This window comes from Serratia sp. CY32780 (genome assembly GCF_052169135.1).
Classification (GTDB): Bacteria; Pseudomonadota; Gammaproteobacteria; order Enterobacterales; family Enterobacteriaceae; genus Serratia; species Serratia sarumanii.
Window position 1 is genome coordinate 405,165 of sequence record NZ_JBJNLI010000001.1, and the last position, 21,355, is coordinate 426,519.

The following is a 21,355-nucleotide window of genomic DNA, read 5'->3' on the forward strand; positions in this document are numbered from 1 at the left end:
CCTTGTTTTATCCTTGTCATTGTACTTCTCTCTCCCGATAATTTAAGGCTTACACTTAATAGGCCAATGAAATCATTAAGCGGCCACCTTCGCATTATTCCTATTTAATAAAAGAATAATTGTCACTGCTCGCGGCATTGTGCTTATATAAGACGCTTTTTTATTCCACAAACCCCGCATGACAAATAAGCGGGGAGTGGTATGACCTATTCCTTTCAGGACGAAAGAATTATGACAAGCAATACCTCGCAGCCGCTGGGGCTGCACCGGATTAAATTCCATGGGAAAGGCGGCGAGTACTTCGCGATTTGGTTGGTTAACGCATTATTGACCATCGTGACGCTGGGCATCTATTCCGCCTGGGCGACGGTGCGCCGCCGCCGCTATTTTTACGGTAACACGGAATTGGACGGCGATCGTTTCGATTACCATGCGCAACCGCTGCAAATTCTGAAAGGGCGGCTGTTGGTGATCGGCGGCCTCATCGTATTTTATATCCTGTTGGCGGTAACGCCACTGCTGGGGCTGCTGGCTTTGCTGGTGTTGCTTGCCCTGCTGCCGTGGATCGTTATCCGCAGCTGGCGCTACAATGCGATTATGTCGAGCTATCGCGGCGTGCGTTTTAATTATGTTTGCCGCACCGGGCGCGCTTATTGGGCGTTACTGTTCTGCCCGCTATTGCTGATTATCGGGCTTTATGTCGCCTTAATCATTTTGCTCAGCATTGGCAGCGGTTTTGACAGCATCAACGCCATCGGCCTGATGTTGGTGTTGACGCTGCTGTTGGCCGTGCCGGCATTCGCCGCCGTCAACGGTATTATTAGCGCGCTGCAGCACGATCTGTACGTTAATAACCTGTTTTTCGGGAATACGCCGTTTATTGCCGAGCTGAAAAAGTCGGCCTTTATCAAATTTGCCTTGATCGGCCTGCTCATTTTCCTGCCGTTTATGTTGGCGGCGCTGGTGTGTATGGGGTCGTTCATTCTGTCGCTGTACCAAATGGTATTGATGGGCATGCTGACGGATGAAACCGCCGATTTGCTGGTGTTGGAAAATATTGGCAGCCTGCTGCTGATGATGGTGGTGCTGCTGATTGGCGCCTTGATCGCCGGCAGCTACCAGGTCGTCGCCCAACGCAACTATCTGTTTAACCAGGCGACGCTGAACGGCAACGTTAAACTGCACTCTTCCATGCAAACGCTGCCGTATATGGGGCTGTTGATCACCAATACCCTGATCACCCTGTTCTCGCTCGGTTTCGCCGTGCCGGTGGCGGAAGTGCGCCACGCCCGTTATCTGGCGGAGTGCACGGCGGTCGAAGGCGATCTGGCATTGCTGGACATCGCGGCGCATCAGGAAACCGCCAACAGCGCGGTGGCCGAAGAAGCGTTGCAGGCGCTGGATCTGGGCGGCAGCTTCTGAGGCGCCGATGATCCTCGAGGGCGCCTATCAGTTGCCGGGGCGGGCCGCGCGTGAGGCGGCTCGCCTGCTGGTGAACGAAAGCGGCGAGGGCGTGACGCTGCAGCGGCAGGATGAGCAACGTTACATCCCCTTGGCGGACATCACCGTCTCTGCGGCGCTGGGCAATATTCCGCTGACGCTGACCTTCAAGGACGGCGCGCGCTTTGTGCCGGATGACGATGCGGCCTTCCGCCGCTGGTTCTATCAGCGCCGTTCGCCGGGCTGGGTGCATCGCCTGGAGCGCCACAAACGCGGCGTCGCCGTGGCGCTGCTGATGACGCTGCTGGCGGTCGTAGCCTACGTTAACGTCGTGCTGCCGTGGGCGAGCAGCGAGATCGCCATGCGCATCCCTACCTCGGTGGAACAGACGCTGGGCGAACATACGCAGACGTTTTTGAGCCAAAGCGGCTTTGAACCCTCCGCATTGCCGGCCGAGCGTCAGCAGGCGTTGCAGCAGCTGTTCCGGCAGGTGATGCCGGCCGAGATGCGCCAGGAGCGTACGCCGCTGTCGTTGAAGCTGATGGCGGCGCCCGGTGCGCCGAACGCCTTTATGTTGCCGGACGGCACGCTGGTGCTCAGCGATGGGCTGGTCGCCCTGTCGAAAAACGACGATGCTCTGGCGGCGGTGATGCTGCATGAGATGGGGCATCACGCTTATCGCCATCCGATGCGCATGCTGGTGCGTTCGTCACTGGTGGCGTTGACGCTGATGTGGATGACCGGCGACGTCAGCGGCATCGGCGACACGCTGCTGCAGTCTGCGTCCTTCGTGAATGAGATGCAGTTTTCCCGCGGCATGGAGCGTGAGGCGGATGCGTTTGCGATAGCGGAAATGCAGCGCCAGGGGCGTTCGCTGGCGCAAATGGCGGCGATCTACCGCGCGTTGGCGCAGGCGCCTGAACGCGAAACGGCTGACGGCTGGGCGCTGCCGGCCTGGCTCAGCACCCATCCGGCGATGCAGGAACGGCTGGACGCGGTGAACGAGGCGATGGCGCAGCAGTAATAAAAAAGCCCCCGGTTTTCACCGGGGGCTTTTTCGTTAACGGGCGAAATTACTTCGCTTTACCCTGGTTTGCCACGGCGGCCGCTTTTGCAGCGATCTCGTCGGCGTTACCCAGGTAGTAACGTTTGGTTGGCTTGAAGTTCTCGTCGAACTCATACACCAACGGCACACCGGTTGGGATGTTCAGTTCGAGGATTTCGTCTTCGCTCAGGTTATCCAGGTATTTCACCAGCGCGCGCAGCGAGTTGCCGTGCGCCGCAACGATCACGCGCTCGCCGCTCTTGATGCGTGGCAGGATCTCTTCGTCCCAGTAAGGAATCACGCGATCGATGGTCAGCGCCAGGCTTTCGGTCAGCGGCAGCTCTTGCTCGGTCAGCGAAGCGTAGCGCGGATCGTGGCCAGGGTAACGTTCGTCTTCTTTGGTCAGCTCAGGTGGGGTCACCGCGAAGCCGCGACGCCATTGTTTCACCTGCTCGTCGCCGTATTTTTCGGCGGTTTCCGCTTTGTTCAGACCCTGCAGCGCGCCGTAGTGACGTTCGTTCAGCTTCCAGGATTTTTCGGTCGGCAACCAGGCCTGATCCAGCTCGTCGAGGATGTTCCACAGGGTGTGGATCGCGCGCTTCAGTACGGAGGTGTAAGCGAAGTCGAAAGTGAAACCTTCCTCTTTCAACAGCTTGCCTGCTGCTTTCGCTTCGGTGCGGCCCTTGTCGGACAGATCAACATCGTACCAACCGGTGAAGCGGTTTTCTTGGTTCCACTGGCTTTCGCCGTGACGCACCAGAACCAGCTTAGTTACAGCCATAGCTTAACTCCTTAATAATCTGACATTTCAATGATAACGAAAATCATTATATTGCCGCGGGCCGGGGCTCGGCAATCGATAGTGTCTAACCATAGCCAATTTCTTGCCGCAAAGTAAGGGCTGGCGAAAGGAAAAAGCTGAATCGTTCAGGCTGGCGCTGCGAGGGGGGAAACGGCGCGCCAAAATCGCTTCGGGCGCGCCGTGGCGTGGGGAAAATCAGGCCGATTTTTTCAGGCAGTTGCTCATGAAGGTTTTACGCGCGTCGCCCTTCAGATCTTTGGTCTTGGCGTCGGCGTTGCAGTTCTTCATTTTCTGCTGCTGCGGCGTCAGGGTTTTGCCCGTCGCGGCGGAGCCTTCGGATTTCAGACAGGTGCTCATGAAGGTGGAACGATCGGCGCCTTTCAGCGATTTGGTGGATGCTTGCTGGTTGCAGTCGGTCATGCGTTTCTGTTGAGCCGCCTGCGCCGGCGAAGGCGTTTTCGTCGCCGTCGTCGCGTCGGCCGCCATCAGATTGGTGCTCAGCATTAAGCCCGCCAGCAATGGAAGTGCAGTAATCAGACGCATAGGTGTTCCTTCAGCTATTGATTGGCCGCCATCGGCCGAAAAAGGTGACGTTGCACAAGGCGTTGTGCTTATCACGGTAGCCTGAGTGTAGTGCGCGCTTTGGAATAAGGGAAGGCGGGCGCCGGTGGGGGGATAGCGTTAAAAGGTAAGTATTTATAACAAATTGCCCCCGGCCGTACGGCGAGGGGCGTGGCGGGTCAGATAGGATAAAACTGATAATGCGTGGCGCTGCGATAGCGGCTCCCCGGCTGCAGCCAGCAGTCCGGCTGCGGCCACTCGGGATGGTGCGGGCTGTCCGGCAAGAACTCGCTCTCCAGCGCCACGCCGGCATGGTCGGCGTAGCTGCCGCCATCGCGCGCCGGCGTGCCGGCCAGGTAATTGCCGCTGTAGAGTTGCAGCGCCGGCGCGTCGGTGAACACGCTCATTTGCACTTGCCCGTCGGCGGACCACAAATGGGCCGCCGGGCTCTCCAGCGCCCCGCAGGTACGATGCAGCAGGAATGCGTGATCGTAGCCTTTTACCCGCTGCTGGTCGCTGTCGCGCAGGAAATCCTGCAGCAGCGTTTTCGGCTGGCGAAAATCCATGCCGCTGCCGTCCACCGGCGTCAGATCGGCGCAGGGAATGCCCTCGGCGTCGACGGGCAGATAGCGATCGGCGAACAGCTGCAGCCGCTGGGCGCGGGCGTCGGTGCCGGCGCCGTCCAGGTTGAAATAGGCGTGGTTGGTCAGGTTGACCGGGCAGGGTCGATCGACCTGCGCCAGATAGCTGATTTCCAGGCGATTGTCATGAGTCAGGCGGTAACAAACCTGCACGTCGAGATTGCCGGGAAAGCCCTGATCGCCCTCCGCCGAGTGCAGCACATAGCAGACCTGCTGCGCATCATGCTGTACCCGGCGCCAGCGGCGGGCATGAAAACCGTCGGGGCCGCCGTGCAGCTGGTGGGCGCCCTGATTGGCGGCCAGCGCATGGGGGTTCCCGTCGATGAGCAGACTGGCGTTGGCGATGCGGTTGGCGTAACGGCCGACGGTGGCGCCCAGATAGGCGCCCTGACGCGGGTAGTCCGCCGGGCTGCGGCAGCCGAGCAGCAACTCGCGTCTTTCGCCGGATTTGAGCGGCAAGACGGCGGACAGCCAGGTGGCGCCCCAGTCCATCAGCGTCACTGTCATGCCGCCGGCGTTTTGCAGCTGCGTCAGCTGATAAGGTTGCCCATCGGGGGCGACTGCCGAGGTTGCGGTCAGCATAGGCCGGCGCCTTGCGAAGCCTGGCAGACATAGAAGGTTTCCTGTAATCCGCCGGTTTGCCGCGGATACTCGTGCGCCACGGCGGCACGCACCGTCTCCACGAGATCCTGCGGCATCAGCGCGACGACACAGCCGCCAAAGCCGCCGCCGGTCATGCGCACGCCGCCGCGCGGGCCGATCGCCGCTTTGACGATCTCGACCAGCTTATCGATCGGCGGAACGGTGATTTCAAAGTCGTCGCGCATCGAGGCGTGGGACTCCGCCATCAGCTGGCCCATGCGTTGCAGATCGCCTGCCGCCAGCGCGTCGGCCGCCGCCAGCGTGCGGGCATTCTCGCTGATGACATGGCGCGCGCGTTTGGCCACCAGCGGATCCAACTGATGTTGACGCGCTTCGAACTGTTCCAGGCTGACGTCGCGCAGCGCCTTGACGCCGAAGAACCGCGCCGCGTCTTCACACTGTTTGCGGCGGGTGTTGTATTCGCTGTCCACCAGCCCGCGTTGCACATTGGAGTTGACGATCACCACCGCGACGTTGTCCGGCATCGGCACCGCACGGGTTTCCAGCGAGCGGCAGTCGATCAGCAGCGCGCTGTCGCGCCGGCCGAGCGCGGAGATCAGCTGGTCCATGATGCCGCAGTTGCAGCCGACGAACTGGTTCTCCGCTTCCTGGCCGTTCAGCGCCAGCGCTACGCCGTCCAGCGGCAGCTGATAGAGCGCCTGCAGCGCCTGGCCCACCGCCACTTCCAGCGCGGCGGAGGAGCTGAGCCCCGCGCCCTGCGGCACATTGCCGGCAATCACCAGATCCGCGCCGCCGAAGTCGGTGTTGCGGCGCTGAAGGTGCTTCACCACGCCGCGCACATAGTCCGACCAGCGCTGATCGGGGTGGCTGACGATCGGATCGTCGAGCGAGAATTGATCCTGCTGATGCTGATAATCGGCGGCCAGCACGCGGATCTGGCGGTCGTCGCGCTTGGCGCAGGCGATGACGGTTTGGTAATCGATGGCGCAGGGCAGCACGAAGCCGTCGTTGTAATCGGTATGCTCGCCGATCAGGTTCACCCGCCCCGGCGCCTGGATGGTCAACGCCGGCGCGTAGCCGAAGTGTTCGGTAAACAGGGAATGGGTAAGCGGTTTCAGGCTCATGCTTGGGCTCCGGCTTCACGGTAATGAATATCGCTGACGGCGCGCAGACGCTCTGCGGCCTGTTCGGCGGTCAGATCGCGCTGGGCTTCCGCCAGCATCTCGTAACCGACCATAAATTTGCGCACGCTGGCTGAACGCAGCAGCGGCGGATAGAAATGGGCGTGCAGCTGCCAGTGTCGGTTGTCGGCGCCGTTGAACGGCGCGCCGTGCCATCCCATCGAATAGGGGAAGGAGCACTGGAACAGGTTGTCGTAGCGGCTGGTCAGCTTCTTCAGCGCCAGCGCCAGATCCTGGCTTTGCGCCGCGCTGAGATCGGTAATGCGCTGCACCGCCGCTTTCGGCAGCAGCAGCGTTTCAAACGGCCAGGCGGCCCAGTAGGGCACCACCGCCAGCCAGTGCTCGGTGTTCACCACGATGCGTTCGCCGGCGGCCAGCTCGCGCTGCGCGTAGTCCAGCAGCAGCGGGGAGGCATGTTCTTGAAAATACTCGTACTGCAGGCGATCTTCGCGTTCGGCCTCGTTCGGCAGAAAACTGTTGGCCCAGACCTGCCCGTGCGGGTGCGGGTTGGAGCAGCCCATCGCTGCGCCTTTGTTTTCGAACAGCTGTACCCAGGGGTAGTGCTTGCCCAGCTCATCGGTTTGCGCCTGCCAGGCGGCGATCACCTGCTCCAGCGCCGGCAGCGTCAGTTCGGGCAGGGTCTTGCTGTGATCGGGAGAGAAGCAGATCACCCGGCTGACGCCGCGCGCGCTCTGGCTGCGCATCAGCGGATCCTGGCTGTCGGGCGCCGGCGGTGTATCGCTCAGCAGCGCGGCGAAATCATTGGTGAAGACGTAGGTGCCGCGATAATCCGGATTGCGATCGCCGGTGATGCGCGCGTTTCCCGGGCACAGGAAACAGTCGGGATCGTGCGCCGGCAGCGTTTCCGTCGGGACGGTCTCCTGCTGGCCCTGCCAGGGGCGCTTGGCGCGGTGCGGTGAGACCAGCACCCATTGGCCGCTCAGCGGGTTGTAGCGGCGGTGCGGATGATCGATAGGGTTAAATTCTGTCATACGGTTCCTTTCTTGGCGTCGACGAGGGTGTAATCGCTTCCAATTACCGTCTTAATACGCCCTTTGCTGAACAGGGAGAGGTCATTGCGCAAAAAGATAGCACGCCCGCGGCGCTAAAAAGGTGATCTAACGCGAAAAATGGAATCGTTTACACTGTGATAAAAAGCGCCTGATGGGCGGAGAAAAGCCGTTGGCAACGTGATTGAGGGCATTGCGGTGCGCTGCCGATGATAGCGTTTTCACCCGACCTGCCGGCAGAGAAGGGCTCTCTGCCGGCGTCAGCCGTTAAGGATGCTGATACAGCGGGTAGGTAAAGAACAGCAGATGGGTCAGATTAAGCCCGAAATGGAACAGAATCGGCACCCACAGGCGGCCGCTCCACATCCACGCCAGGCCGTAGATTACCCCGGCCAGCGTCGCGAAGATCACCATCAGCATGCCGCCGGCCAAATGCGCGGCGCCGAACACCAGAGAAGCGACGATCAGCGCCGGCCAGGCGCCCAGCCACTGGCTGAGGCGCTGCTGCAGGTAGCCGCGAAACAGCGCTTCTTCGGCCATACAGACGAAGAACAGGTTCGCCATCACGAAAGGCAGGATCCAGGCGGGCGCATGCAGCTCGATTTTTAAGCCGCCCAGCGCCACGGCCAGCAGCAACAGCGCCGGCACGGCCAGCAGCAGCGCAATCCAGCCCGCTTTGCCGACGTTGCCGCCGCGTTCAGCGGAAAACAGCGTGGGCAAGCAGGCGAACAGCAGGAAGGGCACCATCGCCTTGTCGAAGTTGTAATACATGGTGAACGGCGCGCTGAGCGGGCCGGCTTTTTCACCGTCGATCATCAGCTGATTGTGGATGCCCGGCACCAGGTGCAAGAACAGCGCCACGCAGCCGGCGACCACCAGCCCTTCGAACGCGATCGCCAGACTACGCCGCTCGCGAAAATGGTGACGTAGCCCCGCCAGCGCCACGATGGCCAACAGGCAACCCAGGCTGAGCGGCGTCAATACCCCATGATAAAGCCCCATGCCCGCCGAGGCGGCCAGGATAACCCAGGCTATCAGCCGGTTAAACGGTAAGAAAAATAACGAAGCAGCCAGTACGCCCCACATGATATGTCCCTTTAAAATATGTACACGGCGCTCAGCGCCTATGCGGCGTGCGATGATGGCAAAATTGAGCGCTAGAGCGGATAGTAGCACACCAAGATGACGCTAAAGGTCGGGGCAGTGACGCATCCGTGCAGGGTGCCGGCCCACACGACCGGCGGTATTGAGGTCAGCCTTGCATCCAGGCCTGCGAACGGGCGATTTCCGCCAGGTTTTGCAGGGTGTCCAGGCTCTGCTGGTGGAGCTCCTGCGTGGGGGCTGCGCACAGATCGTGCAGCACGGTCACCTGGAAGCCGGCGTCGTGCGCCTGACGCGCGGTGCTCTCGATGGCGAGCGGCGTGCTGACGCCCGCCAGCAGCAGATGATGGCACCGATGTTGCCGCAGCCAGGCTAACAAATTGTTACCGGAGAAGGCGCTCACCGCCGTTTTATCAAACTGCAGATCGGTCTCCTCCTGATACAGATCGGGCGCCCAGCGGCAGCCCGGGCCGTTTAGCCGCAGCGCGCCTATCTGTTTCAAATGGTTGAACAGCGGTGAGTGGAGCGGGATGTCATGATAATCGTCGGCAAATCCCGTCCGCACCCAAATCACCGGGATTTTTCGCACCCGGGCGTAGGCCGCGGCGGCATTGACGTTGGCGAGCAGGTGGCTTGCCGTCACCTGTTCGTGGCAGTGATTGGCGCGCCCTTTGGGCCCGATCAGATCCTCGATCAGGTCGATGATAATCAACGCAGCGGACATGGCGTCTCCAGAAAATGGCCTTCTTTCTTTCTATGATAAAAGGCCAAATGTGATGTGCTGCGGTGAAGTGTTGCCGGATATGTTTACGCCGCGCTTCAGGCGGAAGCCGCCTCCAGCCGTTGCTGTTGGTAGCCGTAGCCGCCCTCGCCGTCGGGCACGAAGCTGAGGCGGTGTGTGATGCACTGCGGCGCGTCTTCTGCATGGTGCGAGACGAACAGCAGCTGGGTGGCGCCCTGGCCGATCAGCACGTCGATGAAGCGGCGCACCAGCTGGCGATTGAGCGGATCCAACCCTTGCAGCGGCTCGTCGAGGATCAGCAGCGCCGGGTGTTTCACCAGCGCGCGGGCGATCAGCGCCAGCCGCTGTTGGCCCCAGGAAAGGCTGTGGAACGGGGCGTCGCCGCGCGCGCCGTCGAGCCCGAGCAGCGCCAGCCATTGCTCGGTCAGCTGCCACTGACGATCCGAAACCGCCTGATAAATGCCGATCGAATCGAAGAACCCCGACAGCACCACGTTGCGCACGCTGGTGTTGACGCGATAATCCAGATGCAGGCTGCTGCTGACGTAGCCGATATGGCGCTTGATCTCCCAAATGGTTTCCCCGCTGCCGCGGCGGCGGCCGAACAGCGTCAGATCGTTGCTGTAGCCCTGCGGGTGATCGCCGGTGATCAAGCTGAGCAGCGTGGATTTGCCGGCGCCGTTCGGGCCGACGATCTGCCAATGTTCACCGGGGTTAACCTGCCAGTCGAGATGATTGAGGATCGGCCGGTCGTTATAGCTGACCACGCCGTCGCGCAGGACGATCAGCGGCCGATCCGCCGGCAGCGCGACCTTTTGCGTTGGATCCTCCTCCTCCGGCAGCGCCAGCCCGCTGAGGTTTTCGCTGTGCGCCAGCTGCGCCACCAGCGCGTCCTCCATCACCTGGCGGCGCGGCCCGCGGTTGGTCAGGGTACAGTCCGCCAGCACGCCCACCTGCCGGACAAAATCCGGGATGTCGTCGAACCGGTTGAGCACCAGCACCACGGTCTGGCCCTGGGCGGAAAGCTCGCTCAGCAGCGTGGCGAGCTGCGCGCGCGAGTGAACGTCCAGCCCGTCGAAGGGTTCGTCGAGGATCAGCAGGTCAGGCTCGGGCATCAGCGCCCGGCACAGCAGGGTTTTGCGCGTTTCGCCGGTGGAGAGGTATTTGAAGCGGCGCGTCAGCAGGGCGGTGATGCCGAACTGCGCGGCCAGCCGCTCACAGCGCGCGGCGTCTTGCACCTCTTCCTGAATGATTTCCGCCGCGGTGCGGCCGGTGTCGTCCTCGTCCGCGCTGAGCAGATCGGTGTTGTTGCGTTGCCACTCGTCGCTGACCATTTTTTGCAGCTGTTCGAAGGAGATGCGCACCGCGTGCTGAAAGTCGCTGCGGCGCTCACCGCTCAGCAGAACCAGTTCGTCGGCCAGCGCGCGCGCCAGGGCGGATTTGCCGCTGCCGTTGGCGCCGACGAAGGCCCAGCTGTCGCCGGCCTGGATTTCCAGCGCGTCCAGCGTCAGGGTGCGGGTATCGCTTAAGCGGAATGAACCTTGCGAAATGTGCAACGACGACATCACCTGTTCCTTTTTTTGCAATTATTTGCCTTAGGAATAGGCGCATTGCAGGGTGATGTCAATCAACAAAAACGCAACGTTACGTTGCGCTTAACACAACGTGGCGACAATCACGCGATCGGCGTTGAACAGGGCGTGTACGGCGGTGCCGACGCTCAGCTGCAGGCGCTGTAGCTCCGCCGTCGTCAGGGTGGCGCACAGGGTTTCGCCGCCCGCCAGCGTCACCAGCACCTCGCTGTGTTCGGCGCCCGGCTGAATGCCGGCCACCACGCCCGCCAGCGCGTTATCCGCGCCGATATGCTCCGCCGAATCGACGCTTAACCGCACCCAGGGCGCCTTGATCAGCGCCAGCACCTCTTTGCCCGGCGTCAGCTGCAGCCGGTCGGCGCTTTGCTGGGTGACGGCCGCCGTCAGGCGAGTGGTGCCGTCATTCAACAAAATCGCCAGGTGCTGCTGCACCTGCTGATGATCGCGTTCGATGACGGTACCGAAGAACTGATTGCGCGCGCTGGTTTGCAGCGAGAAGCGCGAGATGGCCGCCAGCAGGCTGTCGAGCGGCAGATCGTCCTGCTGCAACACGTCGAAAGCTTTTTGCTGCACCTGGCCCAGCAGGTCATACAGCTGGATCAACCGCTGGCCATAGTGCGTCAGCTGTGCGCCGCCGCCGCCTTTACCGCCGGTGGCGCGTTCCACCACCGTTTGTTCCGCCAACTGGTTCATCTCATTGATGGCGTCCCAGGCGCTTTTGTAGCTGATGCCCGCCAGTTTGGCGCCCTGGCTGATGGAGCCGGTGTGCTGCACCTGTTTCAGCAGCGCGATGCGGCGCGGATCGGCGAACAGCTTTTGCTGGAGTTTGAGAGTCAGAAGAATTTCGGCCTGCATAGCGCATCCTGTCGGCGGCAAAAATCTTATTGTCGCCGATTTGGCGGCAAAGCGCCAAGCGCAGTGCGCTGGAGGGCGGGGCAATAAAGACTGGCATTGCTTTGTTGTTATAATATAACATAACAGAAAAACAATAAGGCTTTACGCTGGCTGCGGCCGGTTTTTATTTCACCACAGGGATGCTTCACATGAGTACGACACGCCGGCGTCTTGTCACGCCCAGAAAATCGTTATGCCTTGCCGCCGCCTGGGTCGGCGGCGCACTGACGGCGCCGTTGGCTTTCGCCGCCGACTGCGATAAATCCCGCAATGCCACGGGATGCGAAGAACAGCTCACCGTGGAGGCGGCGGCCCCCGCCGGGCGCTACGATGCGTTGAGCGCCGTGAGCCGCAGCGCTTCGCAGCTTGGGCTGACCGCTCGGGAGACGCCGCGCAGCGTCGATATCATCAGCGCAAGAGCGATCCAACAGCGGGGCGATCGCTCGCTGGCCGCCGCCGTCGAGCACGCCACTGGCCTGTCCGGCGTCGCTTCGCCGACGCTGTCCAACAACTTTTCCGCGCGCGGTTTCCGGCCGATCGCCTGGCTGTATAACGGCGTGGAGATGCCCGGCAGCACGCTGCAGCTGGGCGATCCGGCGCATTACGACAGCATCGAGATACTGCGCGGGCCGGGATCGGCCTTGAACGGCCTGAGCGCCGCGGGCGGCAGCGTCAACCTGATCTCGCGGCGGCCGACCTTCAGCCGCCAGCCGCTTGAGCTCGATTATGGCTTCGGCAGCTACCGCAGCCAGCGTCTGCATCTGGGGGCCGGCGGCGCGCTGGTGGACGATGCGGTGGCGTACCGGCTGGACGTCAGCGGCAACGACAGCGGCAGCAACGTGCAGTACGAACGCGATCGGCAGAAGCGGGTTTCCGGCTCGCTGCTGTTTAAGCTGACGGACGATGCGCTGTTGACGCTGAGCCTGGACCGCATGCTCAACCGCACCAACAACCCTTACTACGGCACGCCGCTGCTGGACGGGCGCATTGCCGGCGAGCTGCGCGACATCAATTACAACAACCTGACCGACAGCCGCATCCAGAGCAACGCCACCGCATTTCAGGCCAGTCTGGACTGGTTTATGACGCCCGAAGTGGAGTGGCATAACCAATTCTATTACTACAGCGGCTTTCGCGAGTGGCGCAACGTCGAACGCTTTCGCGTCGCGGCGGCGGCCCGGCCCGGCGACGTCAACCGCGACTCCTTCGGCGCCCTGGCGCACGACGACGATCTGATCGGCAACCGCAGTTCGCTGGTGTTCGATCGCGCCATCGCCGGTTTCGATAACCGGTTGCTGGTCGGCCTCGATCTGAGCAAGCGGCATTTTCAGTACTACTCCAACGGCTTCCCCGGATCCGAAGACGTGCCGCTTGGCGCGCCGCCCCGAGAGCCGTTCGCCCAGGGAACCGACCGCCAACGCGCGCCGGTGCGCCACGTTACCCAGAACCAGTACGCCGCCTTTCTCGAGGATCGCTTCAGCCTGACCGAGCGTTTAGCGTTGCTGGGCCAGCTGCGCTACAACCATATGAACATGGACTGGCGCTTCCAGGGGCCGCAGGAAGAGAGCCGCGCGCACACCTACGTTTTCAGCACCTGGAGCCTGGGCCCCAGCTATGCATTGACCGACAACCTCACGCTCTACGCCAACTACACCACCGGCCAGGAGCCGGGCAACGATCTGTTCTTCCTCAGCCCAACGCAGACCGATCTGCCGCTGACGCGAGCGCGCCAGTGGGAGGCCGGCGCCAAAGGGCAGTTCTGGGGGAACAAGGGCGAGGCGACGCTGGCGCTGTACGAACTGCGCAAGGACAACCTGTTTGTGCCCGACGCGCAGCGGCCGGATGCGTTGAACGCGGTAGGCAGGCAGACGTCGCGCGGCATCGAGCTTGGCGTGGTGCTGCGTCCCGACGAACGCTGGGAGCTGGCCGGCAACGCCGCTTACACGCATGCCCGCTACGACGACTATCGCGGCGGTAGCCCGCTGCGCAGCTACAACGGCAATCGCCCGGCCTATATCCCGGACTGGACCGCCAATCTCAGCGTGCATTATCAGGCGACGGAGCGCCTGGGGCTGGCTTCTTCGCTGCGCTACGTCGGCAGCAGCTACAACGACGACGCCAACCGGCGCAAGATGCGCGCGTACACCACGCTCGATCTGGCGGCAGACTATCAGCTGACGCCGATCGTCGATGTCGGTTTTCGCATTCGCAACGCCACCAACCAGCTGTACGCCTATCAGCGTACTTACCCGGACCAGGCGCTGATCGCGCCGCCGCGCAGCTATGAAACCTTCGTGTCGGTCAGGTTCTGACGGCGTGAAAGGCTGGCTTGCCCTGCTGTTGTGCGCCCTGGGATTGGGCGGCGGTGCGCCGCTGCGTGCCGATGCCGTCAGCCTGCAAAATTGCGGGGTAACGCGCGATTATCCGCAGCCGCCGCAGCGGGTGCTGGTTTACGCCAACCCGGCGCTGGAAAACCTGCTGGCGCTGGGGCTGGCTGGCCGTGCGATCGGCGTGGTCGGGTATGACCGCGCGCGCGATCCCGCGCCGACGGCGCCGGCCGATGCGCTGCGGGCGCCCACCAGCCCGGCGCCGCCCACGGCGGAAGCGTTGCTGCTGATGCGGCCGGATTTTGTCTATTCGGCTAGCTATTACTGGCTGCACAGCCCGGAAACGCCCGATCGGGCGCGGCTGGCAGAATGGGGCATCGGCACTTATCTCTCTCCTGGCGCCTGCAGCGGCCAGCAAAGCGCGATCGCCGCCGCGCTGACGTTCGAAGACATTTTCACCGAGCTGCGGGAGCTGGCGCGCATTTTCAACGTCAGCCGCGCCGGTGAAGCGCTGATCGCGCGGCTGCGCGGGCAGCTGAGGGCGTTTGAGGCGCAGCGCGCGCCGCTGCCGCATTTACGTCTGCTGTGGTGGTATGCCGGCGCGCAAACGCCCTACGTGGCGGGCTGCTGCGGCGCGCCAGGTTTGCTGAGCCGCAGCGTCGGCAGCGAGAACCTGTTCGGCGATCGGCCCGAGCTGTGGCCGACGGTGTCCTGGGAGGTTATCGCCGCCCGCGATCCGGATGCGATCGTGCTTGGCGATCTGCCGCGCGGCGGCCTCGGCGACAGCGCGGCCGATAAGATCGCCTTTCTGGAACATCACCCGCTGACCGCGACGCTGCGCGCCGTGCGTCAGCGGCGCTACGTGATCCTCCCCGGTTACGACATGGACCCTTCCGCCCGCACCGTGGCGGCGCTGGGCCGTTTGATTCGGGGCCTGGCGGCCTTGCCGCCGCAGGCGCCGACTTTTTCCAACAAGGAACCTTGATATGACTGCCGTTTCATTCTCTTCGCTGCTGGACTCCTGGGATCGCCAGCAGGCGGCCTACATCGCCGAACGGGAAGCGCGTTTTAACGCCCAGCTGGAGGTGCTGGCGCTGGCCGCCGGCCAGGATTTTCACGTGGTGGATCTGGCCTGCGGCCCGGGATCGCTGAGCCTGCGCATTTTGCAGCGCTTTCCGCAGGCCAGGGTGACCGCCATCGATCTCGATCCGCTGTTGCTGGCGGTGGCGCGCGGTGCGCTGGCGGAGTACGGCGATCGGATCCGCATTCTGCAGGCCGATCTGGCGGATCCGGCCTGTTTTGCCGCGCTGTCCGGCCCCGCGCCACAGGCGGCGGTATCCAGCACGGCGCTGCACTGGCTGATGCCCGAGCAGCAGCTGGCGCTGTACCGCAACGTTGCCGGGCTGCTGGCCGACGGCGGCGTGTTCCTGAACGCCGATCATCAGCGCTATGACCAGCGTCAGCCGCGGCTGAAAGCGTTGGCGGAGCGGCACGACGAGCAGACCCAACAGCGCGCCTGGGACAACGGCGTCGAGGATTGGGATCGCTGGTTTGCGGGCGCGCTGCAATCGCCGACGCTGGCCGCTTATCAGGCCGAGCGTGAAGCGCTGTTCGCCGGCCGCCCGGTGCCGCCGCCGACGCCGGTGGATTTCCAGCTCGCGGCGCTTAGACAAGCCGGTTTCAGCGAGGCGGGGACGGTGTGGCAGCTGTTGGACGACTATGTGATCGCAGGCTGGAAATAGCATGATCCGGCGGTTACTGCCCGGCCGTGAGGCCGGCTGGCTGCTGTTGCTGGCGGCGGCGTTGCCGCTGGTCCTGCTGGGCGCCACCTTGTCGGGGCCTGCGCCGATCGCGTGGCACGATGCCTGGCGCATCGTATTCGGCGTCAGCGGCAGCGCGGCGACCGACGCCGAGGTGTATCAGCGCATCATCTGGTCGCTGCGGATGCCGCGCGCGCTGTTGGCGGCGCTGGCCGGCGCCGGGCTGGCGTTGGCGGGCACCGTGCTGCAGTCGCTGACCCGCAACCCGCTGGCCGATCCCTGGGTGCTGGGCATCTCCTCCGGCGCCGGCGTGGGGGCGGTAACGGTATTGGTATTGGGGCTGGGGGGCGGCCTGCTGTCGGTGTCCGGAGGCGCGTTTATCGGCGCGCTGGGAGCATTTGCGTTGGTGATGCTGCTGGCCGGGCGTTCGCTGCAGGGGGAGTCCACGCTGTTTATTCTGGCCGGGGTGGCGGTGACGCAGCTGCTTTCTGCGTTGACTTCGCTGATCACCCTCTGGCAGGCGGACGCCAACGCCACGCGCGGCGTGATGTTCTGGCTGCTGGGATCGTTCAGCGACGCGCGCTGGCCGCAGGTCGGGCTGTGCGGGCTGGCGCTGGCGGCGGCGCTGCTGCTTTGTTGGCTGCGGGCGGGTGAGCTGGACGCGCTGGCGTTCGGCGGCGTGACCGCCGCTTCGTTGGGGGTGGCGGTGGCTCCGCTGAAGCTGCTGCTGTATGTGGTGACCACTGCGCTGACGGCGGCGATCGTCGCGTTCAGCGGCGCGGTGGGATTTATCGGGCTGACGGTGCCGCATGTCGCCCGGCGGCTGGTCGGCTCGCGGCATCGGCTGCTGTTGCCGGCCAGCGCGCTGTGCGGCGCGCTGTTCGCCGTGGCGGCGGACACGCTGGCCAGAACGCTGTTTGCCCCGCGCGAGCTGCCGGTCGGCGTGCTGACGGCGCTGCTGGGGGTGCCGGTATTCCTGCTGTTGCTGTATCGGAAGGTCAATGCATGACGATTGAAAAAGCGCGATCCGGCCTGCGCGCCGAAGCGGTGAGCTGGCGAGCGGGCGAACGCACGGTGCTGGAAAATCTGGATTTCTGCGCCTTGCCCGGTGAGGTCACCGGCGTGCTCGGCGTCAACGGCAGCGGTAAATCCACGTTGCTCAAGCTGCTGGCCGGGTTGCAGCCTGCCGCCGGGGGCCGCGTTTGGCTGGAAGGGCGCGAAATTACTGCGTTTTCCGGGCGGGAGCGCGCCAGGCGCATCGCCTTTCTCGAGCAATCCGCCCCCGGCGCCTTCGCGCTGCCGGTGAAGGAGGCGGTGCTGCTGGGGCGCTTGGCCCATATCGGCCGCTGGCGCGGTTTCGGCCCCGAAGATCGCCGTCTCGCCGGGCAGGCGATGGAGCAAGTGGGCATCAGCCACCTGGCCGATCGCGATTGGCAGCGGCTGTCCGGCGGCGAACGGCAGCGGGTGCACCTGGCACGCGCGTTGGCGCAGCAAACGCCGTGGCTGCTGCTGGATGAGCCCGCCAACCATCTGGATATCGCCCATCAGCAGCAGTTTATGGCCTTGCTGCGGCGGCTGAAGCTCAGCGTGGTGGTGACGCTGCACGATCTGAATCTGGCCGCCTGCTATTGCGATCGGGTGGCGCTGCTGCAGTGGGGCAGGGTCTGCGCGGCGGGTGCGCCGCGGCAGGCGCTGACGCCGGAGAACATTCGCGCGGTGTACGGGGTGGAGGCCCGGCTGGCGGCGCCCGCCGGCTATGCGCCGCCGCTGATCTATTACCCCGCACCGGCATGAGCCCGGTGGAAAGGGCACGTTTAGCCGATCACAATTTCGCCCCGCTGGCTAAAATAACTCCGGTTTTACCGATTTTTTGGGTTAGAATAACCCGATATGCGGTGAAAGGCATTTGCCGCTCAATGGGCAGTTAAGCGAGGCTATCATGTTGGAATTATTGAAAAGTCTGTTGTTTGCCGTGGTCATGGTGCCGGTGGTCATGGCGCTGATCCTCGGCCTGATCTACGGTTTTGGCGAAGTATTCAACGTCTTCTCCAAAGTGGGCCGTTCGAAAGAAAATCGCACCCAGCACTGACCGTTCCCCATCCCGATACCCGCCGGCATCGCCCGGCGGGCATTCCTCAAGTTATCTCACGCTTTGCCGATAAACCGCATGACAAGCTTTCGCGCAACGTTATATTATTTTTTATATAACGAAGAGTGATAATGCACGTTAACTTGCGGAGAAAAACAATGAAACAGCAATGGACCAAATGGGTTGGCGGGATCGTGTTGGCATCGGGCCTGGTGGCACAGGCTTCGGCGGCGGAAAAGATCACCGTGTTCGCCGCCGCGTCGCTGACCAACGCGCTGCAGGACATCGCCACCCAGTATCAAAAAGGCAAGGATGTGCAGGTGGTTTCCTCCTTTGCGTCCTCTTCGACGCTGGCGCGCCAAATTGAGCAGGGCGCCCCGGCCGATCTGTTCATCTCCGCCGATCAACAGTGGATGGATTACGCCATCGACAAGCAGCAGATGGTGAAAGACACCCGCTATACGCTGCTGGGCAACGAACTGGTGCTGATCGCCGCCAAGAGCGATAAGCAAGATAAGATCGCCATCGACAAGCAGACCGACTGGACCAAGCTGCTCAACGGCGGCCGTCTGGCGGTGGGCGATCCGGATCACGTGCCGGCCGGCATCTACGCCAAAGAGGCGCTGGAACACCTGGGCGCCTGGAGCGCGCTGGAGCCGAAACTGGCGCGCGCCAACAACGTGCGCAGCGCGATGGCGCTGGTGGAGCGCGGTGAAGCGCCGCTCGGCATCGTCTACGGCTCCGACGCGGTCGCCAGCGACAAGGTGAAAGTGGTGGGCGTATTCCCGGAAGACAGCCACAAACCGGTTGAATATCCGATGGCGATTGTGAAAGATCGTCAAAATCCGACGGTCAGCGCTTTCTATACCTATCTGAAGGGCCCGGAAGCGGCCGCTATTTTTGAACATTATGGATTCACCCCGCGTAAATGATTCTGAGTGAGTACGAGTGGCAGGCGGTTGAGCTGAGCCTGAAAGTCTCCGGTTTGGCGGTGGTCTGCAGCCTGCCGTTCGGCATTCTGATGGCCTGGGTGCTGGTGCGTTGCCGCTTTCCCGGCAAGGCGCTGCTGGACGGCGTCATTCACCTGCCCCTGGTGCTGCCGCCGGTGGTGGTCGGCTATTTGCTGCTGATCGCCATGGGGCGGCGCGGCGTCATCGGCGAGTGGCTGTACGACTGGTTCGGCTTCAGCTTCAGCTTTAGCTGGCGCGGCGCCGCGCTGGCATCGGCGGTGGTGGCGTTTCCGCTGATGGTGCGCGCCATCCGGCTGGCGCTGGAGGCGGTGGATACCCGGCTGGAGCAGGCGGCGCGCACGCTGGGCGCCAACCCGTGGCGGGTGTTTTTCACCATCACGCTGCCGCTGTCGCTGCCCGGCGTCATTGTCGGCGTGGTGCTGGCCTTCGCCCGCTCGCTGGGGGAGTTCGGCGCCACCATCACCTTCGTCTCCAACATTCCCGGTGAAACCCGCACCATTCCGCTGGCGATGTATACGCTGATCGAAACGCCGGGGGCGGAAGCCGCCGCCGCGCGGCTGTGCGTGATCGCCATCGTGCTGTCGCTGGCTTCGCTGATGGTGTCCGAATGGCTGGCCCGCTGGGGCCGCAAACGGATGGGGGTGTAAATGCTGGAGCTGGATTTCTCGCAGCAACTGGGCGACCTTAATCTCAACGTCCGCGCCGATTTGCCGGCGCAGGGCATCACCGCGATTTTCGGCCTGTCCGGCGCGGGCAAAACTTCCCTGATCAACGCCATCGGTGGCCTGACCCGTTTGCAGCAGGGGCGCATCGCGCTCAATGGCCGCACGCTGGTGGATACCGCCGCGGGCCTTTGCCTGCCGCCGGAAAAGCGCCGTATCGGCTACGTGTTTCAGGATGCACGGCTGTTCCCGCACTATCGGGTGCGCGGCAACCTGCAGTACGGCATGGCGGCCGGCATGCGCGCACAGTTCAACACTATCGTCGAGCTGCTGGGCATCGGGCCGTTGCTCAATCGGCTGCCGCTGACGCTCTCCGGCGGTGAAAAACAGCGGGTGGCGATCGGCCGCGCGCTGCTGACCGCGCCGGAACTGCTGCTGATGGACGAGCCGCTGGCCTCGCTCGATCTGCCGCGCAAACGCGAGCTTCTCCCGTATCTGGAGCGGTTGGCGCAGGACGTCAACATCCCCATCCTCTATGTCAGCCATAGCCTGGACGAGATCCTGCGCCTGGCCGAGCAGGTGATGGTGCTGGATCGCGGCGAGGTGCGTGCGTTCGGCGGGCTGGAAGCCGTCTGGGCCAGCAGCGCGCTGCGGCCGTGGCTGCAGCGTGAAGATCAGAGCAGCGTGCTGCGCGTCAGCGTGATCGAGCATCATCAGCGCTATGCCATGACCGCGCTGGCGCTCGGCGATCAAAGGCTGTGGGTCAGCGGTATCGACGCCGAACTGGGCACCCAGTTGCGCATTCGCATCAACGCCGCCGACGTCTCGCTGGTGCTGCAGCCGCCGGTCAACAGCAGCATTCGCAACGTGTTGCCGGCCAAGGTAAGCGAGTGTCTGGACGTGGACGGGCAGGTGGAAGTGAAGCTGGCGGTCGGGGAACACGTGCTGTGGGCGCGGATCACGCCGTGGGCGCGAGACGAACTGGCGATCCGCCCTGGGCAGTGGCTGTACGCGCAGGTGAAGAGCGTGTCGATCAGCCGCGAGAGCCGCTAAGACAGGCCCTCCCGGCGGGAGGGCGAAAAGATTACAGCACGCGGGTGCGGATCACCTCGGCGATGCCCGGCTGCAGGTTATCGGCGATCACCAGATCGGCGCGTTCCTTGATCGCGTCATCGGCGTTGCCCATCGCCACGCCCAACCCGACCGCTTCCAGCATGCTGATGTCGTTGTAGTTGTCGCCGAATGCCACCACCTGATCCATGCTCAGCCCCTGCGACTCCACCCATTGGCGCAGGCGCTTGCCTTTGCTGTTGCCGCCTTTGGCGATATCCACCTGATCGTGCCAGGACCATTCGCACGCCAGCCCCAGCTCTTTCTCCACCGTGTCGGCAAACTCGCGCAGCGCCAGGGTATCGGCGTGCGAGGTGGCGAATTTCCAGATCGCCTGCGCGTCGTCGGCCGCCTGCGCCAGGCTGCCGACCTGCAGCAGCGTTGGGCGCTGCGCCGCCGGCAGGGTTTCGGCCCAGGCCAGCGAGCGGGTCACGTGGCCGCTCGGCTCCTGGTAGAGCATGGCGTCGTCGACGTACATCAGCCCGTGAATGTCGGTCTGTTTGAGCATCTGCAGCACCTGCTTGGCCTGATCTTTCGCCAGAGGATCGGCCGCCAGCACCTTCTTCTGCTGAAAATCATACAGGTAGGTGCCGTTGCAGCAGATGGCCGGGGTATCTATCTGCAGCGCCTGGTAGAACGGATGGATAGCGACGTGGTGGCGGCCGGTGACCACCACCACCTGGATGCCGGCGGCGCGCGCCTGCGCCAGCGCTTCCAGCGACTGCGGTAAGATGCGTTTTTGGTTGTCCAGCAGGGTGCCGTCAAGATCGAGGGCGATGACGCGGTAGCTCATAGGGTTCTCGTTATCGTTAGCCATAAAATTA

At 63.3% G+C, this 21,355-nt stretch carries 21 protein-coding genes; 11 read left to right on the top strand and 10 right to left on the bottom strand.

Annotated features, from left to right (window positions below):
- Nucleotides 1-231: 231 nt before the first annotated feature.
- Nucleotides 232-1,422: a YjgN family protein gene (locus tag ACJ8HH_RS02020; protein ID WP_060387813.1), complete on the top strand. Its 1,191-nt coding sequence runs from the start codon at nt 232-234 to the stop codon at nt 1,420-1,422.
- 7 nt (nt 1,423-1,429) lie between these two features.
- Nucleotides 1,430-2,464 (top strand): M48 family metallopeptidase, encoded by a 1,035-nt coding sequence (locus tag ACJ8HH_RS02025; protein WP_033647148.1) that lies wholly within the window; start codon nt 1,430-1,432, stop codon nt 2,462-2,464.
- Between the two features lie 49 nt (nt 2,465-2,513).
- Here ACJ8HH_RS02025 and gpmA read toward each other — a convergent pair whose 3' ends face one another.
- The 9 genes from gpmA to modE all read right to left on the bottom strand — a co-directional run bounded on the left by gpmA (nt 2,514) and on the right by modE (nt 11,573).
- Nucleotides 2,514-3,266 carry a 2,3-diphosphoglycerate-dependent phosphoglycerate mutase gene (gene gpmA, locus ACJ8HH_RS02030; protein WP_004939834.1) on the bottom strand — a complete coding sequence of 251 codons (753 nt, stop codon included), beginning with the start codon at nt 3,264-3,266 and terminating at the stop codon, nt 2,514-2,516.
- Nucleotides 3,267-3,482: 216 nt separating this feature from the next.
- A complete protein-coding gene (locus ACJ8HH_RS02035) occupies nt 3,483-3,830 on the bottom strand; it encodes a PsiF family protein (RefSeq protein WP_033637480.1) in 348 nt (115 codons plus the stop codon).
- A gap of 197 nt (nt 3,831-4,027) precedes the next feature.
- Nucleotides 4,028-5,071, bottom strand: coding sequence for a galactose-1-epimerase (gene galM / locus ACJ8HH_RS02040; RefSeq protein WP_043146833.1), 1,044 nt, complete (start codon nt 5,069-5,071; stop codon nt 4,028-4,030).
- The gene (gene galK / locus ACJ8HH_RS02045) at nt 5,065-6,216 is read right to left on the bottom strand and encodes a galactokinase (RefSeq protein WP_043146836.1); all 1,152 of its coding nucleotides are present in this window, start codon (nt 6,214-6,216) and stop codon (nt 5,065-5,067) included. Before galK ends, galM begins: the two co-directional genes overlap by 7 nt.
- Nucleotides 6,213-7,265 carry a galactose-1-phosphate uridylyltransferase gene (gene galT, locus ACJ8HH_RS02050; RefSeq protein WP_043146838.1) on the bottom strand — a complete coding sequence of 351 codons (1,053 nt, stop codon included), beginning with the start codon at nt 7,263-7,265 and terminating at the stop codon, nt 6,213-6,215. Before galT ends, galK begins: the two co-directional genes overlap by 4 nt.
- A gap of 285 nt (nt 7,266-7,550) precedes the next feature.
- The gene (locus tag ACJ8HH_RS02055; RefSeq protein WP_033647143.1) at nt 7,551-8,369 is read right to left on the bottom strand and encodes a CPBP family intramembrane glutamic endopeptidase; all 819 of its coding nucleotides are present in this window, start codon (nt 8,367-8,369) and stop codon (nt 7,551-7,553) included.
- A 166-nt stretch (nt 8,370-8,535) separates the two neighbouring features.
- Entirely contained in the window at nt 8,536-9,108 is a 573-nt protein-coding gene (locus tag ACJ8HH_RS02060) for a cysteine hydrolase family protein (protein WP_043146840.1), read from the bottom strand.
- Nucleotides 9,109-9,203: 95 nt separating this feature from the next.
- On the bottom strand, nt 9,204-10,691 hold the full coding sequence (modF, locus tag ACJ8HH_RS02065) for a molybdate ABC transporter ATP-binding protein ModF (protein ID WP_060451757.1): 1,488 nt from the start codon (nt 10,689-10,691) through the stop codon (nt 9,204-9,206).
- Between the two features lie 90 nt (nt 10,692-10,781).
- The gene (gene modE, locus ACJ8HH_RS02070; RefSeq protein WP_033647141.1) at nt 10,782-11,573 is read right to left on the bottom strand and encodes a molybdenum-dependent transcriptional regulator; all 792 of its coding nucleotides are present in this window, start codon (nt 11,571-11,573) and stop codon (nt 10,782-10,784) included.
- A 188-nt stretch (nt 11,574-11,761) separates the two neighbouring features.
- Here modE and ACJ8HH_RS02075 point away from each other — a divergent pair, with 188 nt between their 5' ends.
- From ACJ8HH_RS02075 to modC, 9 genes are all read left to right on the top strand, one after another.
- Nucleotides 11,762-13,924, top strand: a complete 2,163-nt coding sequence (locus ACJ8HH_RS02075) for a TonB-dependent siderophore receptor (RefSeq protein WP_060387398.1) — start codon at nt 11,762-11,764, stop codon at nt 13,922-13,924.
- Nucleotides 13,925-13,928: 4 nt separating this feature from the next.
- On the top strand, nt 13,929-14,924 hold the full coding sequence (locus tag ACJ8HH_RS02080; RefSeq protein WP_230298424.1) for an ABC transporter substrate-binding protein: 996 nt from the start codon (nt 13,929-13,931) through the stop codon (nt 14,922-14,924).
- A gap of 1 nt (nt 14,925) precedes the next feature.
- The gene (locus ACJ8HH_RS02085) at nt 14,926-15,681 is read left to right on the top strand and encodes a class I SAM-dependent methyltransferase (protein WP_060440495.1); all 756 of its coding nucleotides are present in this window, start codon (nt 14,926-14,928) and stop codon (nt 15,679-15,681) included.
- Between the two features lies 1 nt (nt 15,682).
- A complete protein-coding gene (locus ACJ8HH_RS02090) occupies nt 15,683-16,708 on the top strand; it encodes a FecCD family ABC transporter permease (protein WP_060451378.1) in 1,026 nt (341 codons plus the stop codon).
- A complete protein-coding gene (locus tag ACJ8HH_RS02095; RefSeq protein WP_060423686.1) occupies nt 16,705-17,493 on the top strand; it encodes an ABC transporter ATP-binding protein in 789 nt (262 codons plus the stop codon). Before ACJ8HH_RS02090 ends, ACJ8HH_RS02095 begins: the two co-directional genes overlap by 4 nt.
- 145 nt (nt 17,494-17,638) lie before the next feature.
- Nucleotides 17,639-17,788 carry an AcrZ family multidrug efflux pump-associated protein gene (locus tag ACJ8HH_RS02100; RefSeq protein ID WP_004939813.1) on the top strand — a complete coding sequence of 50 codons (150 nt, stop codon included), beginning with the start codon at nt 17,639-17,641 and terminating at the stop codon, nt 17,786-17,788.
- 158 nt (nt 17,789-17,946) lie between these two features.
- Nucleotides 17,947-18,720, top strand: coding sequence for a molybdate ABC transporter substrate-binding protein (gene modA, locus ACJ8HH_RS02105; RefSeq protein ID WP_038870956.1), 774 nt, complete (start codon nt 17,947-17,949; stop codon nt 18,718-18,720).
- A complete protein-coding gene (gene modB / locus ACJ8HH_RS02110) occupies nt 18,717-19,406 on the top strand; it encodes a molybdate ABC transporter permease subunit (protein WP_015377003.1) in 690 nt (229 codons plus the stop codon). The genes modA and modB overlap by 4 nt, the downstream gene beginning before the upstream one ends.
- On the top strand, nt 19,407-20,474 hold the full coding sequence (gene modC, locus ACJ8HH_RS02115; RefSeq protein ID WP_016928697.1) for a molybdenum ABC transporter ATP-binding protein ModC: 1,068 nt from the start codon (nt 19,407-19,409) through the stop codon (nt 20,472-20,474). It abuts the gene before it with no gap.
- Between the two features lie 31 nt (nt 20,475-20,505).
- Here modC and ACJ8HH_RS02120 read toward each other — a convergent pair whose 3' ends face one another.
- Nucleotides 20,506-21,324 carry a pyridoxal phosphatase gene (locus ACJ8HH_RS02120; protein ID WP_060451379.1) on the bottom strand — a complete coding sequence of 273 codons (819 nt, stop codon included), beginning with the start codon at nt 21,322-21,324 and terminating at the stop codon, nt 20,506-20,508.
- Nucleotides 21,325-21,355: the final 31 nt, after the last annotated feature.